General features: G+C 49.9%; 16 protein-coding genes. 9 read left to right on the top strand and 7 right to left on the bottom strand.

Annotated elements, in window-relative coordinates; translation table 11 throughout:
* Nucleotide 1: 1 nt before the first annotated feature.
* Nucleotides 2-1,468 (bottom strand): DUF3375 domain-containing protein, encoded by a 1,467-nt coding sequence (locus tag ACQKLP_RS23920; protein WP_427325552.1) that lies wholly within the window; start codon nucleotides 1,466-1,468, stop codon nucleotides 2-4.
* Nucleotides 1,469-1,617: 149 nt separating this feature from the next.
* A complete protein-coding gene (locus ACQKLP_RS23915) occupies nucleotides 1,618-2,586 on the bottom strand; it encodes a hypothetical protein (protein ID WP_427325551.1) in 969 nt (322 codons plus the stop codon).
* A gap of 362 nt (nucleotides 2,587-2,948) precedes the next feature.
* On the opposite strand from ACQKLP_RS23915, the gene ACQKLP_RS23910 reads away from it, so the two are divergent.
* The 9 genes from ACQKLP_RS23910 to ACQKLP_RS23870 all read left to right on the top strand — a co-directional run bounded on the left by ACQKLP_RS23910 (nucleotide 2,949) and on the right by ACQKLP_RS23870 (nucleotide 9,589).
* Nucleotides 2,949-3,098, top strand: coding sequence for a hypothetical protein (locus tag ACQKLP_RS23910; RefSeq protein ID WP_427325550.1), 150 nt, complete (start codon nucleotides 2,949-2,951; stop codon nucleotides 3,096-3,098).
* Between the two features lie 106 nt (nucleotides 3,099-3,204).
* The gene (locus ACQKLP_RS23905) at nucleotides 3,205-4,884 is read left to right on the top strand and encodes a tetratricopeptide repeat-containing sensor histidine kinase (protein ID WP_427325548.1); all 1,680 of its coding nucleotides are present in this window, start codon (nucleotides 3,205-3,207) and stop codon (nucleotides 4,882-4,884) included.
* The gene (locus ACQKLP_RS23900) at nucleotides 4,881-5,546 is read left to right on the top strand and encodes a response regulator (RefSeq protein ID WP_427325547.1); all 666 of its coding nucleotides are present in this window, start codon (nucleotides 4,881-4,883) and stop codon (nucleotides 5,544-5,546) included. The genes ACQKLP_RS23905 and ACQKLP_RS23900 overlap by 4 nt, the downstream gene beginning before the upstream one ends.
* A gap of 98 nt (nucleotides 5,547-5,644) precedes the next feature.
* The gene (locus ACQKLP_RS23895) at nucleotides 5,645-5,854 is read left to right on the top strand and encodes a hypothetical protein (protein ID WP_427325546.1); all 210 of its coding nucleotides are present in this window, start codon (nucleotides 5,645-5,647) and stop codon (nucleotides 5,852-5,854) included.
* A gap of 295 nt (nucleotides 5,855-6,149) precedes the next feature.
* Nucleotides 6,150-6,557: an HNH endonuclease gene (locus ACQKLP_RS23890; protein ID WP_427325544.1), complete on the top strand. Its 408-nt coding sequence runs from the start codon at nucleotides 6,150-6,152 to the stop codon at nucleotides 6,555-6,557.
* 6 nt (nucleotides 6,558-6,563) lie between these two features.
* Nucleotides 6,564-7,130, top strand: coding sequence for a hypothetical protein (locus tag ACQKLP_RS23885; protein WP_427325542.1), 567 nt, complete (start codon nucleotides 6,564-6,566; stop codon nucleotides 7,128-7,130).
* Nucleotides 7,131-7,140: 10 nt separating this feature from the next.
* Nucleotides 7,141-8,133, top strand: a complete 993-nt coding sequence (locus tag ACQKLP_RS23880) for a DUF4407 domain-containing protein (protein WP_427325541.1) — start codon at nucleotides 7,141-7,143, stop codon at nucleotides 8,131-8,133.
* A 39-nt stretch (nucleotides 8,134-8,172) separates the two neighbouring features.
* Nucleotides 8,173-9,267 carry a type I restriction endonuclease gene (locus tag ACQKLP_RS23875; protein ID WP_427325539.1) on the top strand — a complete coding sequence of 365 codons (1,095 nt, stop codon included), beginning with the start codon at nucleotides 8,173-8,175 and terminating at the stop codon, nucleotides 9,265-9,267.
* 55 nt (nucleotides 9,268-9,322) lie between these two features.
* On the top strand, nucleotides 9,323-9,589 hold the full coding sequence (locus ACQKLP_RS23870) for a DUF3892 domain-containing protein (protein ID WP_427325537.1): 267 nt from the start codon (nucleotides 9,323-9,325) through the stop codon (nucleotides 9,587-9,589).
* A gap of 1,123 nt (nucleotides 9,590-10,712) precedes the next feature.
* Here ACQKLP_RS23870 and ACQKLP_RS23865 read toward each other — a convergent pair.
* From ACQKLP_RS23865 to ACQKLP_RS23845, 5 genes are all read right to left on the bottom strand, one after another.
* Nucleotides 10,713-12,125, bottom strand: a complete 1,413-nt coding sequence (locus ACQKLP_RS23865) for a hypothetical protein (RefSeq protein WP_427325536.1) — start codon at nucleotides 12,123-12,125, stop codon at nucleotides 10,713-10,715.
* Between the two features lie 70 nt (nucleotides 12,126-12,195).
* Nucleotides 12,196-13,854: a RagB/SusD family nutrient uptake outer membrane protein gene (locus ACQKLP_RS23860; protein ID WP_427325534.1), complete on the bottom strand. Its 1,659-nt coding sequence runs from the start codon at nucleotides 13,852-13,854 to the stop codon at nucleotides 12,196-12,198.
* 3 nt (nucleotides 13,855-13,857) lie between these two features.
* On the bottom strand, nucleotides 13,858-15,135 hold the full coding sequence (locus ACQKLP_RS23855) for a 6-bladed beta-propeller (protein WP_427325532.1): 1,278 nt from the start codon (nucleotides 15,133-15,135) through the stop codon (nucleotides 13,858-13,860).
* Nucleotides 15,132-15,662 (bottom strand): hypothetical protein, encoded by a 531-nt coding sequence (locus tag ACQKLP_RS23850; RefSeq protein WP_427325530.1) that lies wholly within the window; start codon nucleotides 15,660-15,662, stop codon nucleotides 15,132-15,134. The genes ACQKLP_RS23855 and ACQKLP_RS23850 overlap by 4 nt, the downstream gene beginning before the upstream one ends.
* Nucleotides 15,663-15,672: 10 nt before the next feature.
* A complete protein-coding gene (locus tag ACQKLP_RS23845) occupies nucleotides 15,673-16,776 on the bottom strand; it encodes a BF3164 family lipoprotein (RefSeq protein ID WP_427325528.1) in 1,104 nt (367 codons plus the stop codon).
* Nucleotides 16,777-16,845 lie beyond the last annotated feature (69 nt).

The raw sequence follows: 16,845 nt of genomic DNA, 5'->3' as shown, positions 1-16,845 counted from the left end.
TTTAGAGATTGAATAACAGGAACGGGATTTCCACGAATTTTGTCTGTTCTTTATTCAGTGGTATCAGCTCGGTGATGGAATCCAATACATTGGCTTTGCCCGGCTTTTCTCGAAGGAACCTGAAGTATCCCACCACTTCCGCAAGCCCATGTTCCAGGGGAGTTGTTTCCAATACTTCCTTCAGGGACGCCGATTTCCGGTCTTTTAAAGCCAGTTCTACTTTGTTCCATAAATATTTTTTATCAATGAGGGTTGTGTTGAGCAACCTGTCGAACCGCTCCGGATCTGATATTTTCTCGGTAGCAACAAATGGCTGGGTTACGGCTGGCGGAGTTTTTTTAGGAGCGAGCTGCAATTTCCTGTCCATAACCATTTTGATATCCGGTCCCTCCGGGATTTTTATTCCGCAGTTGATGTCCGGAACATACATGAGGTCAAAGATCAATTCTTTGATACCGGACAATTGCTGCCTTAGCCGCCTGTGTTTGGCAATTTCCTTTTCGGTAATAATCCTGCTCAGTTTGTCGGCCATTTTATCATTAGCATCGTACACGGAGCGGCCTTGTTGGAGGAGCAGCGATTTTACGTTCTGGATAAAGGTATCATCTGCGTGGATTTCTCTTTCTTTCAGCATTATCAATAACTCATCTGTAAGGGTCTTCCATTCTTCCTGGCCCGCGCGGGAAATGAGAAAATCCCAGAAAGCATAAAAGCTTTTGCCCTGGCTGCTGTTGCGCAGGGCGTCGTAAGCTTCGAAAGCATAGCCAAGGATGGCGCCTTTGTGCTGTTCGGTACGGGTGTGATGTTCTACAATGGATCGGTGGATTTGTTTGAAATTATCCTCCACTTCCCGGAAGTCGCTGATCAGTTCGTAGCAGAGGCGGGAGAATAGGTCGAGACGCTCCTGTACCTGGGCGTTATTATAGCTGTCAGGAGCGATACCCAGTTCAATGGCTTTGATTTCCTTATCGATTTCGGCTCTTTTGTCTTTTAGTATTTCCAGCCGTTTCCTGGCATCGTCTTCGGAGTGCTCCACGATATCGCGGAGCGAGTTGAATAACAGCTTGAAACGGCTTTCGGTGCCTACGTGCTGTCTGTTCTGCAGGCTGGCGATCCATTGAAACAGTCTTTCGGTATGGGCGCTGAGCTGATATTGAATGGCGCCGTCCGAATCGATAAGGTCTTGCAATATTCTTTTTTGTACCCAGTTGAGGATGTATTTCCGGCTTCTGATTTCTTCATTTTCGCCAAAAAGAATATTGGCCTCCGCCAGGTCTTCGTTTCCTTCGGATTGGATGAGCAGGAAGTCCGCTACTTTCTGGACGAGTGAGGCTTCGTCGATCAGCATTTGGTTTTCTTCCTTGAATGCGCTGTAAAGCAGGGGTAAGACCCATTTTGAGTTTTGCAGCCTTAATATCAGGAAAGCTGGGTTGGTGGCTATAATATGAGATACATCCTCGCTATTCATCCTGGTGCAGGGTTTTTGTGCGTAGCTAGTTATTAATCAAGATAGTAATATATGCCTTTTCGGCAAAAAAACGTAAACCCGGCCCGTGCGAAGCCTGGGCCGGATAGGTGCATATTCCGAATGGAGGCCGATGTTTCCAATTGCAATTTTTACTTTGAAGCAGCATTTGATATTATGTATTTATTTAACATATAAGTGGAGAGAAGTTTGAGCTTTCGTTCGAAGTTCACCGGATGTTCGCCATCGGCGGTAAAGTATTCGATTTTTCCATCGATTTTGGAATACCAGACTTTGCCTAACGACTGGATCGTGATGGTATCCGGCCGCGTGATTTTCCTGAAGTTTTTCAGTTTCACGGAGTCCAACGCAATGACCCGTGCGTTTTCGATCTTTTCGTTACAGGCGATGGGCTCGTAGTGGTCTTCCTTCCAATACATACAGCCACCGTTCAAGTCCAATGGCTGGTTGGTATCTTTCCACCACCAGGTAGCGGCGGTACCCATTGCCAGCGATAATATGGCGGCAATGGCCAACCTTTTTGCGGATTTGCTTTTTGTATTTTCTTTTACAATGGGGCTGTTTTCCGCGTTTACTCTACCCTCCAATGGCATTGGAATTTCCGGAATTTCCGGTTTTGAAGCTGGGGGGATAAGCTCTTTTGACAATGAGGTTGTCATAAAATGGGCTTCCACTATCTGTTTGTCAAGTACTGGTTCAGGCTCATTTGTTGCCGGTGCCTTAACATTTACTGCGGAATAATCTTTTCCGGGCGTGAAGGGTCTGCCTGGGAAGTCTATCAGCCATGCCAATAGCTCAACATGCTTCTCGTCAGGTTTCTCCGATTTTCCCTTTATGAAGTTTACCAACGGTCTGAACTTGTCCGTTTCACAGCGCTGAACAACCGTCAGGATGGTTTTGGCTTCGTTTAGGTCTCCGCAGAATTGCCGGATGGTCTTCTCGTCCAATTTGCTGACAGATTGTGTGCATCGCAACTCACAATCTTCTTTGATTTTCGCGGGCGTCAGATACTTAAGCCCGTAAGGCAGCGCATTATCCTTCTTTTTTCGCTCATACGCGGCCAAAACCATGTGCTGGTAGTCGATAAAAAATGTCGCCATAAGTGAAATTATATACTGAATTATCGGAATTGATCCGGCATTTCCGGAATTACAATAGGAATATCAGGAATTACAGGAATCATTGGAATTGTTTGCTAATCAGCCTTTTATGTCGCTTTACCTTTGTTTTGCAATCGGGTAAGACCTCAATAGCTAAGAGGTTTTCTGTACAGGCCCGGTTCACCCGCGGGTTAAGAAAGCGGATGCCGATAACCGGCTTGGGAAGCGATTAAAAGCTTCCGCGATCCACGCCCGCACTCCTTCCCAAAAAAAACAAGAAGCGCTTCTTGACTGACTCTAAACCGCTGCCGGATGCCCCGGCAACCGGCAGCCCTTTTTTTTACCCACAAACATTTAAAACAATGATTCACATTATATTAGGCTTCTTCCTGGCATTGCTCTGCCCCAGCCATTCCAACAACGGTAATAACAACAACAACAATGGCGAACAGGTTACTACTTTCGGAGATACCGGTGGCGAAACCGGGACCATCACCCCCAAAAAGCCCTGACGCTTAATTTTGGTGAGGCAAGAGTTTTCTTGCCTCATTTTTTTTATCTGCCAGGAATAGTTCCCTGGAACGGGAGAATTCAATATTTTTAATAGAAATAACCTTAGTGCGCCCCCTACACTTCATCCTGCCTATACTACTCGGTGGCATTTTTGCCTGTTCATCCAACCAGGAAGCCCCGCAACCCGTATCCGCCCCTACGCTGGATAAAGGGGTAGCTCTCTTTAATATCGATAACGACTCGGCGTTTTATTATTTCAATCTCGTTGCCACCACCGCCGGTAACGACAGTCTTGATGTTGCGATGGCCTATACTTACATGGGCATCATCCAGGCTTATGAGGGAGATCAATACGGCGGACAGGAAAGCCTGCTGAAGTCCCTTGCTTTTTTGCACGAGGATAAACCTGAAGATTACGACTGTCTGAGCGCAGACTACCATGAGTTAGGCAACATCTGCCTGAATCTCAAAGACTATGACGCGGCGCTCGGTTACTTTCAAAAGGCATTCAAATATATAAAACATCCGGGCGACGAAGCCATTGCCAATAATAGCATCGCCCTTATTTACCAGAAGAAGGGCGACTATGACAAGGCCGCCGCGTTGTACAAATCGCTGCTAACCAAGAGCAAGGATAAGTCAAAGGAGTTTGCGCGCATCTTGTCCAACTACGCCAAAACCAAGTGGCTGAGGGATTCTACGTATCCTGCCGGGCCAGAGTTGCAATATGCATTACATATCCGCCGCGACTCCAACGACACTCGGGGGCTGAATGCCAGTTACGCCCATTTGTCCGATTTCCATACCGCTTCCTCGCCCGATTCAGCCCTTTACTATGCAGAGAAAAGATATGAAGCGGCCCAGGAAATGAAAAGTCCGGACGACCAGGTAGAGGCGCTTTCCAAACTCATTACATTAAGCCCTGCTAACGCCTTAAAAACATATTTCAATCGCTATCAATTTCTTACCGACAGCCTGCAAACGGCCAAGAACGCGGCGAAAAACCAATTTGCCCTCATCCGGTTCGAAACAGAGAAAAGCAAAGCAGACAACCTGCAATTGCAGAAAGACAATGCCCAGCGGAAAACCCAGCTGGTGGCGCTTTGGTTTGTCGTAGCCGTTATCCTTCTTTTGTCCCTTTTCATCGTGGTTACGCTTGCGCGCCGGTCGCGGCGGCGCCGGCAGCAGATTGAGGCCGAATCCCGGCAAGAAATTCAAGCGGACCGGTTGAAAACTTCCCAGCGCGTGCACGACGTGGTGGCCAACGGCTTATACCGCGTCATGGCGGAGCTGGAGCACAAGGAGCCCTTCGATAAGGAGGAGCTGATCGACAAGATCGAAGCACTATATGAACAATCCCGCGATATTTCTTATGAAAGCCCCGGGGCGCAGGGGATTCCATTCCACGAGAGATTGGATGATCTGCTGCAATCCTTCGGGTCGGATCAAATCAAAGTTGCCATCTTTGGGAACGGCCCGGGGCTCTGGGGGCAGGTCGATGCAAAAATTCAACAGGAAATAGTACATATTCTGCAGGAATTGTTGGTAAATATGAAGAAGCACAGCCAGGCCCGCTCCGCGATGATCAAGTTCAGTCAGCAGGATGGCCGGGTATGGGTGCTTTATTCCGATGACGGCATCGGGATTTCTCCGCAAATTAGTTACGGGAACGGATTGAGGAGTACGGGAAACCGTATTGAGAAGAATGGTGGCAAAATTACATTTGATCGTCCTGAAAAAGGGACAAGGATCCATATTTCGTTTCCAATAGCTCAAACTGTATGATTACAAAAGTACTGATCGCCGAAGACCATGAAAGCGCCAATATTTCGGTGCGGAAAACACTGGAAGATCTGGGCATCACCGATACGGCATACGTCTATTATTGTGATGACGCCCTGAACAGGATCGAGCATAGCCAAAAGGCAGGAGAACCCTTCGATCTCCTGATCACAGACCTGTATTTTGAACCGGACAATAATAAACAGGTGCTATCCGGCGGAATAGCGCTCGTAGCTGCTGCGAAAAAAGTGCAGCCGGGCCTGAAGGTGCTTGTTTTTTCGGCAGAAAGCAGACCGGCGGTGATAGAACAGCTTTTTAGACTGGAAGACATAGACGGGTTCGTTCGCAAGGCCCGCAACGATGCCCGAGAACTGAAAGAAGCTATCCATGAGCTAGCCAGGCACCGTCGGTATTTTCCCCGGAATGCCGGCCATCCGGCAGACAAAAAGAATGCCTATTCCTTTTCGGAATTCGATATCACTATCCTTACATTGCTGGCGCAGGGGATGCTGCAAAAAGACATTCCCGCCCATCTCCAGCGAAATGGAATAAAACCCGCTGGCCTGAGCAGTATCGAGAAGCGGCTTAACCAGATGAAAGAGGCTTTCGGTTTTACGAAAAATGAACAGCTGGTCCTGCATTGCAAGGAGCTCGGCGCAATCTGAACATCGCTGAAAAATTTCATCAAATTCAGTGAATTACGGTTTCCCATAAAATCAGGCAAGACAGCAGGTATACTTTTGATTCATAAAACAACTACGCTATGAAGCAGAAGTATTACGTAAACAACAATCCTCAGCCAAATGGCGATTACGAGGTACATGTTGCCACCTGCAAATTTTTTACTTTAATGTACAATGTCACCTACCTGGGGGAGTTCGATACCTGCCGCGAAGCGGTTCGTGAGGCAAAGAAGCGTTATCAGCGAACGAACGGGTGCTATTATTGCTGCCATCCCTGCCACACTTCCTAAGTAAAGCGAACATCCATTTGTAACCCGCATTGAACCAGTCAGGCTATGAAAATTCTCCTGTTCGCCTGGTTGCTCTCTTCCCATGTTAACTGCAGCCAGGTTACGGTATACGTTTGCGAAAGCAAGAGTGCCACAAAATATCATTATAAATCTAATTGCCGGGGATTGAGCAATTGTAAGCATAAGATCGTCAGCATGCCCCTCGATAAAGCTTCGAAAACACGGAGCCTTTGCAAGTGGGAGGATTAAACCGGCAGTAACCGAAACCGTATTTCAATCATTTTATTCCTGTGTTATGACCTCAACTCCCAATCATCCCCCGTTGAAATATTTACAGTTCGAAGGGGATCAGTCCTATCGCCGGTTTATCCAGCTGGACATTCCGGAAAAGCCGCCACTATCTGCTCCGCGGGAACCGGCATCAGCGGAAGCGAAATCCCACGGCAGTTATGGTGCGCTTCTTTTTCACCCCAACTGGAAAGCGCGACGCAGGGAAATCCTTCAGCGTGATATGCACCGCTGCGTGCATTGCCGCAGCGATCAGGACCTGCAAGTGCATCATCGCCAGTATCACTTTCTGGCGGGCGAACAGAAGTACCGGCTGCCCTGGGACTACCCGGGCCATTTACTCATCACTTTGTGCGAAACCTGTCATAGTAAGGGGCACAGCAGGTATAGAGTGCCAACAATCATCATCAAATAAAACACCATGGGCTTATTCGATATTTTCAACCGGCAGCGGCCGAACGGGCATAGCCATGCTTTGGCGATAGACAGCGTTATCCCTGATATTCCGGAATCCACTTTTATAGAAAAGGAAGCGCCGGAGAATGAGGAGGCGGAGGAGAAAGCGGCTACGCCGCAGATCGGGGGGATTCACCTGTTGTACGAGTTTCTCGACAAGAATTTCGAAACGAAAGGTTATAACGATGCGCTGATCAACCCAGACACCACGCATCTGGACCAAAACGTGATCGCGTTGAAGAACGACCTGGAGCGGTCGATCCGGAAGGTGAAGACATTTTATGAAGACTTCATCCGGCAGATCGATTTCCATATCACCAGCAGGAGCAGGAGCGGAATGATAGATACGGTGGAAGAGCTTACGGTAAAGAAAGAGATCGCCGAGAGCCATATCGGCCAGGTAAAGGAGATCGAAGAGCAGGCAAAGAAGAACGAAGGGGTAGGGCATGGCATCATCATAAGTTACACCCGGGGATTCCGGAACGGCCTGGCGGCTATTTCCAGTCATATGATCCTGAATAAAAGCTTTTAAACCAACATTTATGAAACATCTATGGATTCGTTTCGGCTGTTTCCTGATCGGGTACAATTACAGCATCCTCCGGAATTGCAGCGAGGCGGCTTTCAAGTCCGTTAAGAAATTCACGGCGGCGATGCTGATCGTTTGTATCCTGTGGTTTTTTATCGGTTTTACATTCGCGCACCGCTACCTTTCGCTGGGGCTGCCGGGGTGCTTGCTGGCAGGGACATTGTCGACGGTGATTATTGTACAGGTGGAGAAGCAGATCGTGTTATCTATCAACCCAAGCCGATTGCTGCTGATATTCAGGGGATGCCTGGCTTTCATGATGTCTATCCTCGGGGCTGTGATCATCGATCAGATATTATTTGAAAAGGACATAGAAATCGAGAAGATCTCCTACGTCTCGGAGAAAGTGGATAAGATTCTACCCTCAAAGACGGAAGAATTAAGAAGACAGATTGCCGCGATAGACACCGTCATCAACCAGAAAGAAACAGAGAAGGAGAGTTATGTAGAGGAAATTACCAAGCGCCCTACGATATCCGTGACATCTTCCAGCTCTGCGGTGAGAACTGTACCGGTGCATGCTGTAACCTCCGCCGGGAAAGATACTACGATTCTTAAAAGAGTCAATGAGGGTAGTGTTTCGACAATATTGGTGCCTAACCCAAAGATTGCATTGACATATGCGCTGGATTCCACCATCGGCGCTATGCGGCAGCAATGTAACCAGAAGGAAAACGAGTTGTTACATATGAAACCTGCGCTGGAAAAAGAGATGAAGGAAAGTACGGGGTTCCTGGACGAGCTCACGATCATGGCGCGGATGTTATCGGCATCGCATGTGGCAATGGCATTCTGGTTCCTATGGATTCTATTCTTCCTTTTTATCGAAATGTTGGTGCTGTTCAGTAAGATGGGAGACAGGGCTAACGACTACGAGAAAGCCGTGCTCCACCATATGAATATCCAAATGCGGCGGCTGGATGCCCTGGGAAGAGGCTTCAAATAGCGTTCAAGTTTTATCATACACTTTTAACTACCGATTTATATGGATTTTAAAGATGAAATCAAGCTTTTCGGTGACAAAGTCGAAAAGCTGAAATCCCAGATTCAAACAGAAGAAGCAACAAAGAATGCTTTTATCATGCCTTTTATCAAAGTGCTGGGATACGATGTGTTCGACCCCTTTGAGGTGATGCCGGAATTCGTCGCGGATATCGGGATCAAAAAAGGTGAGAAGGTCGACTATGCGATTCTGAAGGAAGGACAGCCTTCCATACTCATCGAATGTAAGCACTGGGGCGAAAGCCTCGACCCTCATAACTCCCAGCTCTTCCGATACTTTCATACAACGAAGGCGAAATTCGGCCTGCTGTCGAACGGGATCGTGTACCGTTTTTATACCGACCTGATGGAGCCGAACAAGATGGACGAAAAGCCGTTTTTCGAATTCAACGTGACGGATATAAAAGATAATCAGGTTGAAGAGCTGAAGAAGTTCCATAAGTCGTATTTCAACATCGAGAGTATACAAAATACCGCCAGCGACCTAAAATATATGAACGAGCTGAAAATACTGATGGTGGAGGAATTCCAGAACCCTTCTGAAGGATTGGTAAAGTTATTCGCCAAACAGATCTACCGGGGGATGCTAACTTCCAAAGTCGTGGAGCAATTGGGCGGGCTCACCAGAAAGTCGATCCAACAATATATCAACGACTTGATCACCGAAAGGCTCACCTCCGCATTAAAGAAAGAAAGTGAACCAGAACAGACTGCCGCGGACAGGGATGTAACTGCCGTTGCTGCGGAAAAGGGCCTATTGATCGAGACTACCGACGAAGAGAAAGAAGGGTATATGATCGTAAAAACCATCCTTCGCAAACACATCAATCCGGCAAGGGTAGCTCATCGGGATGCACAATCCTACTTCGCCATACTGCTGGACGACAATAACCGGAAAACGATCTGCCGTTTGTACATGCATGGCTCCCGCAAATACATTGGCACCTTCGATGAACAGAAGAAGGAAACGAAGACTGAGATATTTACAGTGGACGATATTTTCAATTTCGAAGAAGTATTGCATAAAACAGTGGAATGGTATGATATGGACCGTGTACCGATGGCGACGAATGGATAGGTTGTCTTCTATTGGCATAAAATAAATTTCATCATAACTACTAAAAATTAGATTTATGGCAGATCTCCAGATTACCTGTATTAACAAAACGCCACGTAACGATTCGCATGAGGGTATCACGCATGTTGGCGGCCCAACATGGAAGCTGACCAGGGGCGAGGCGATAGCGCATATTGAGAAAAGGACACACTCCTTCTATACGCTGGTTCGCGGCAACAGGGCAGAAGTGGGCGTGGTGGAAGGCGCTAACGGGAAGTATTTGAGAACGTACGCAGACGGTAAATGGAACGATAATTTATTGGCGTTGCCCGAATGCCGGTAAGTTATACGGCTGTGACAATAGGGATATGATTTAGAAGGTGCCAGTTTTGGCACCTTATTTTTTGTAGGGTCGAGTTGCAGAAAGGAAACGGTATTTGGGAGAATGAATGGGAATTCTTTCCACGTGTTTGTTATCCGGATGTAGAAATTGTAGGCAACACGGTTAAGCCATGGTGGTTAATCGAAAGGAAACGGAATTGAAACGCAAAGAAAATGCTGGGGCAGGAATGAAGAGGTGGACTTGATGCGGAGACTATGTGAGGACGTGATGGGGAATAGGAAGCAGAAACTTGTAACGGTGGTGTGGTTGCTCTCCCTGACTGCAGGATGGCGCTGTTCAGCGGGTTTACGATACTGCCCTGGCGTTGGATGTCGATGTCCGGATGATGGTTTTCAAAAGCAGAGCTTCCTGCAGGTTACATATTATCCAATGGCGATTACTGTTCGATTAAATAGTTACTAAGGTAACATTGATAAGGGCTGGAGGATTTCAAACCTACTTAGCATCATCAGATCAATGGTGCCAGATGAGACATTCGGTTGCCATTACCAGCGCCTTAGAATTTGACTTGATCCGTTTACTTCAATATGGATCATTATAAGCAAAAGGGAATTCAACAAAAAAAAACTTGCCTAGCGCGGATCTCCTCTAAATCGTGCGGGCCGGGAGGGAAAATTATCGAACTTTACTCTCCAGATCTGACCAAAAACAAAAAAGGGGACAATCACTTTTTACATGATTTGTCCCCTTCTGCGGGCTGGGAGGGACAATTATCGAACTTTTCAGCTTGACATGTCATTCTATTATGCGATATTATATTATTCATATTTATCATGTCTAAAAATACATGGCAGTTATAGTCGCGAGTCCACTTTTTCACTCTCCAGCACCAATAAACAGGCAACTGCATGCACGTGTAAGCCAATGAAGAAAAGGTCTTGCAACACACTTCCCCCAAAGGCGAATATCGTTTAAGGAATTACTGTTTGAGGAAAAAGTGCTGTATCCTGGATGACGCTTTTTTCCCATGCGCATTCAACAATTCCGTAGCAAATAAAGCACGGGTTAACACGAGGGGCAGCATCCGCACCGGTTTTACCCGAGGCATTTCAACCCTCTCGCATCATCTCCATACCTGTTGACCCTCCCTATATTCAAACGGCCGTTCAAGGCGGCCATCTCCGTGCTTGTCGACCAGGCGGTAGATACCACCTGCCGGGGCTTCCACTTCCGGCAGCACGGCATCCCGCTCACAGCGGACGTCAGTTAGAGCCAGCCATTCTCCTTCCGCTCCCAGGTAATAAAGGGTGTAGGCCCTTCCCTTTTCCACCCACGCCCTGGCACCCGTATTGAGTTTCGTGAGCTTCATCTTCACGAGGCGGCGCGTGTCCGGCGAGAATACCTGTTGCCGACCGGAAGAATCCCAGACAAACGGCCGGCCGGCCAGCCGAAGCCCTTTCCCTTCGGGCCATGCAGTGCAATACAGCACATCCTTCCCCATTTGCCGGAAAGCAACCGCTCCCCCGGCATTCACCTTTCCCCAATACACCGGCTGCCATTCACCGTAATTAAAAGCGCAGATGTAGGCCAACTTACGGTGCATGGGCCCGGGCATGACGGTTTCGATATCACCAGCGCCCGTATGGTCCGCCGTCGCATCTTCCCAGTAATCATGTGCGATAGCGGGCAACATAAAAGAATCCTTTTCAATAAGCGGCCGGATCGAATCCCGCCAAATGTTCACTGGCAGGAAGCCCAGCCGGAACACCTTGGCGGCGTGCACCAGTTGATGCCGGGGGATCGCGCCCATTTTACCATTACTGTCTAATGCCGCAACCTCCGCGTGGCCACCGTTTCTGCTCCCCCAGCAGGGTACGATATCCAATGCTGCGGGAATCCCAAAACTGCGCAATATATACACCCCCGTATACGCCCCGAAATAGCAATTGCCTTTCCGGACGCATTTCATCAACGGGAAAGACAGGGACCCGTTGCCTCCCATCCCTGCATCCTCATACGTGAACCAGTTGTTAGCCATATCCATCAGCACGATCGCATGTTGCGTAGGGTTTTCTCCAAACCAGCCCAGCCCGAATCGCCGGGACGCCAATACCTTTTTCAGATAATCGTTATGTGCTTCGATGAAATATTCCCGCCATGCACCGGGCTCCTCACGGAATACTTTATATGCCAGCAGGTAATTATGAAGCGTACGCCGGTCGGCCTTCCGGTTCCATGCCCATTTCCGCATATACAAGTCGTAGCTTTCGATGTGCGATTTGAGTATCTCGTTCGTCACGATACCGGCGTCGGGCACCTGCTTTCTGGTGAGCGCAAGATGCCTGCCCGCAATCAATTCTGCAATGGAAACTTCGCCTTCCATACGGTCCCAATCCAGGACTACCGGCTCCCCGGAAATTTCGTCGCGGAAGTCGTTCACTTCACTGTACTGGCTTGCCAGATGCTCCTTAAAAAACAGCGCGGCTTCCTTTTTCAGGGAATCTTCCGGCCGTACGGAATATTCCCCGACCAGCAAGTCGATATCAAGCCCCGGACGGACACTGCAGGCCGTCCAAAATGCAACTGCCGCAACCGCGATCGCCCATTTAACGAGGCTCCCCCGCCAAAGGCGGTACCGGCAACAAAAAACGGCTTCCCGGCAGCCACCCCGTTTTGTAAACTTCCCCGGGCCCCCTGAGTATCTTAAAACTTCTTCCATCCGCTGAGATTTTTATTGCGTCCACGCTTTTATCCAGTTCCTTCACCGCCGGCCCTCCTTTCCATAATGCCCAACGGATCAAAGACCAATAACGGTCATTCTCGAAAAACAATTCCACCCGCCTTTCGTCCTGATAAATGTCCCAAACCACTGGCAAAGGCGTGTCCATGCTTAGCGCCGGCAACCCGCCGTGAAGCGTGCGGGTTTTATTCATATAGCCGATGGCCTGCCGGCTGTCGCCAGCCTGGCAGCTGGCCTCCGCAAGATTCAGGTACACTTCTCCCAGCCGTATCAACGGCAGAAAATGGTCGGTACCATCCGTGTACCATACTTTTTTGGTCTCGTACAGCAGTTTCCGGACGTAATAACCCGTCGGCGTGATGTCGTTCCCGTCTACACGTGCCCGTGTATTGAGATTGCCGCTATCCCTCGTAAATACGGTGCTGTTGAAGTAGCGCGATGAATCATGCACGATGCTCGCATAAAAACGACGGTCCCGGTTCGCGTATAAAACCGCCATGGCATCGTCGAGCCCGGGCCGGAATGCTTTGTACCGGCTGGTTTCATTCCACCGCTTCGCCACGCCATCGGTATCCACGGCCAGATAAGCGTCCGTAAGGTCCTGCGTGGGGTATCGTTTCGACCATCCATCGAACCGGTCCTGCAACAACGGGCCGTACCCTTCCCGCATTTTCGAGTTGGCCTGGTTGACGACCAGGTCTTGCATCAGCGTTTGCTGGAAGCTGGTATAGGCGCGTAGCCTGCAAATGCCGAAAATCGTCTCGCGGCTATTGCGGCTACCGTCGAAACTGTTAAACAGCCCGGCATAGTCCTGATCAAGGCTGTAAGCGCCTTCCGAGAGTATTTCCTTCCCGGTTTGCAAGGCAAGTGCCAGGTACGCGTTTTTTTCGTCGGGTAAACAGGCGGCGGCCTGTAAGGCCGCACGAAGTATCATAGCCTTTGCGGCGGTTTTGTTTGCCCGGACGGCATTCCGTTCCTCCGGAAGATGTACCATGCTCCGCCGGAAGGCGTCTATCGTAAACCGGTAAGTTGCGGACAGTGAGGCCCGGTTCCCGGCGGGGTGGAAAAGTGGCCCCTCACCATTGGCAGCGGCCGTCACGAAGCCACCGTACCGCTGCACCATGGCGTAATACAACATTGCCTTCAGGAACTCCAGCTCCGCCAGCAACCGGAGGCGGAAGGGGCCGCCGATGCTGATATGCTGCCCAATTACCTGCTGCAATTGCCTGCAAACCCGGATCTTCCCGGCCTGTTCCCAATCCCGCGCATAAACGGTATCGATAGCGGCGCGCCCAAAGGGGTTATACAGGTTATCCGTGCGTTCATCCGTTTTACAGGCGTCGTAGTACAGGGGGATCAGCACCTCATGGTAAGCAGCGTACACAAGGGCGTCCATTAGTACGCTATCGCTTTCCATCGCCTCGGCAATGCTTTCCGCATGCTTCCGGGCCGCTGGCTGCAGGCATCCATACAGTATCAGCAACATGGCCGCCAAAACAGTAATTCCTTTCAGGGAGGATTTCATGTGCTATTCCTTGAGTTTCATGCTTACCAAAACCGGATTGCTTTTCCTGGTCTGCTTCTTAAAGTATTCCTTCAATACCGGCGGATACTGCGGATGCTTGTTTTTTGTCTTTTCCTTTGCATTGAACATATCCAGCGATGACACATAGGAATAGATCCGCCCGCCGTGATGGTAGACGCCGTTAATCATCAGGCCGTCCCTCGGGTCGAATGCAGGCAGAAAACTGCATCCTGCATCGGGCGCCAGCCGCTCCAATGACACCAGTTGACGGCTCAGCGTATCATACACGAAATTATAGATGCTGTTCGCCCCTGTACTCAGGTAAGAGAGGTAATACGGCGATTCTCCCTTGAAAAACAGTTTCCGTTTGTTGTAAAAGATCTTGCTGATGCTGATGATCGTGCCCACGGGCCTGGCGGCGGCCTTCACGCTGTCGAGCAACCGCGTATCCTTCATTTGCAGCACGCTTTGCGGATATGCGGTATTCATGGGGAATACCACCTGGTAAACAGGCACCGCGGTATCTTTCGAAATGCGGTACATCAGGTTCTCAACCGCCGTAGCCATGTAGGTAACCCCGTCTTGCACGATAAACCCCGAAAAATCCCCCCCGGCGTTCACCACTTTGCCGAACAGGTAGCAGAACGCCATTTTCGCGCGTTGGTTATAGGGAAGCAACCGCTTGTACAATGCGTCTCCCTTATATATTTCCGCCAGGTAGAAAATGCTGTCTTTCGGCTGGGCGCCCTTCCCGAACTGGCAGTTGTTCAAACGCAGCGAATACCCCTGCCCGAGCGGCAAATGCCCTTGCGGGTAGACATAATTCCGGAGCCGCGGAGCCGGGATCGCCTGTCCCGACAGGGAGTAATAGGCCAGGCTTTTCCTAGCCTCATCGTATTGATGGATGTAATAGACCTGGATGACCTGGCCGGAGCGGTCGTACTTTATTTCGGGCATCGTATTGGCCGGCCATTTCACCTTCCCGGCAAACCGGCCGTTCGGGCGGAAGAAAAGCGTGGAGCGGGTGTCCATGTCGGCAATTACGAAGCTGCTGTCTGTGACGATAAGCTTACCGATGTCGCCAAACAGGCTTTCCTTCGTGGTTTCCAGCGGGATGTATGTGACGTCGCTGAAAAAATCGGAGATATTGCCGCCGTACGCCTGGGAAGGGTCGATCCGCAACACAGGGGGCTTGCCCGATTGGGCATTTGCGTTCATGAAGATGGACATGGCGGCAGCGGCGGCCATAAGGATCCGCCGGAGATGGTTGATGCGCCTCATTTTACATGTAATATGCCGATGCTGTCGTATACGCGCATCGACTGTTGTGATGAAAACGGGTTTTCCGCTGCCAGGATGTTGTTACCCGCATCGGTCAGGATCACATTGGTGGCATCGGTCACCAGGATGCCCGGGTTCAGTTTTTCGATCGCCCTGTCCTTATCCGTAATCAGGTATTGATTGGCGGCCAGTTGCAACTTGTATTTGTTCAGATAGTATTTTACCAATACCGTATCTCTTCCCAATACAAAAAAATGGTACGCCGTACTGTCTTCAACAGCTCCCCTTCCTTCCCTGCATTTGTTCAGGAAATCGAGGAGCGGCACTACGCAAGACGAGCATTCGCCGTTAAAGGAGTAAAAGACATTGTACTTCAATTTCCGGAGCTCTCCCGGCGGCAGCTTCAGCGTTCCGGATACGGGGGGCGGGATTTCCGTACCCGTCGGCTCCTTATTTTCCGGCCGGCTGTGGCCGCAGGCCGTGAAAACGCCGAGCAAAACGCAACAGGCCATTAATTTCAGATTCATGGTTCGATGTTTATGGCAAGGCGTACCGCATCAGTTTTGCGGGAGCGCCGAATTTGCTGACGGTGGTGCCGTAGAGAAACTTCTCATCGGGCGAAATGGAGATGTTGTATAAATACTCTTTCACGTTGTACTGCCGGACCAGGTTACCGTCCCAGTCGAACTGCAGGATAGCCACAGGCCGCTCTACCCGCGTGGCGTTGAGGTTGATGCCCTGTACGCCGAGGTACAGCAGATACACATGCCGGTCTGTACATGCGCCGGGGTAATAGGCACGATAATATTCCGCGTCCTTGAAGTAAACGGAGGAATCGCTGTGCTGCTCGTATTCGGGCCGTATGTTGTCCGGCCCTGTCAGGCGCTTGACGACCTTGTCCTTATGGCGGTAAATCACGATTTGGTCGCGGTAGTTATCCACGACCCACATCAGATCCCGGTCCGGGTTGATCAGTATTTCCCCGCCGGAAACGTTCGATGTAAAGAAAGTCGGTTTCATCAGGCTGTCGATCCGCATGCATCCTTCCTCGCTGGCATTTGCCACCGGCAGGAACAAAACGGGAGTTTTGCTGCCGGGGTTCATGGGGCTTTTCCCCGGCTTCAGGAAATACGAGTTGAACAACACCAATGTATCGTTGCCGTACAGCGCCGGGGCTTTGACGAAAGAGGGCAGGTTATAATGGATGCCCTGGTAATCGCTGCCGGCCAGCATGGAATCGATATTAAACTTCGAAACGCGTTGTTTGGTAATATCGTGGATGGTAAAGTAGTTGTCGGCGGGATTGGGGTACCGGATCGCGCAGCTCACGAATGCGGCGCTGTCTTCCCCCCGCCGGGCGATCTGCCGGACGAGCCTTCCGTTGCGGAAGTTGACCACATCCACAAAATAGGTATCGGATTCCCAATAGGTGACCATCGCCAGGGAATCACGGACGATGTTGTACTGTAATGGCCTTCCGCCCGGGAGGCCGAGCGGCACTTCCTCCCCAGAAAGGCTTTTCGTTTCCGGAAAATCCTTCCGGGTGAAATAGATCGTTTTGTCTTTCCCTCCCGGCCGGCAAGCGGATAAACCGCCAGCAGCCAAAAGTGCGACCAGGATACTTTTTGTCAGTAATTGCATAAATAGTTATTCAAAAAATCCGTTGCATTCAAAAACAGGCGCAGTGCCGCCCGGCGGCCGTTTGTGGCC

It is taken from the genome of Chitinophaga sp. NPDC101104, assembly GCF_050277495.1.
Classification (GTDB): domain Bacteria; phylum Bacteroidota; class Bacteroidia; order Chitinophagales; family Chitinophagaceae; genus Chitinophaga.
This window is presented reverse-complemented; position numbering and strand designations above follow the sequence as displayed.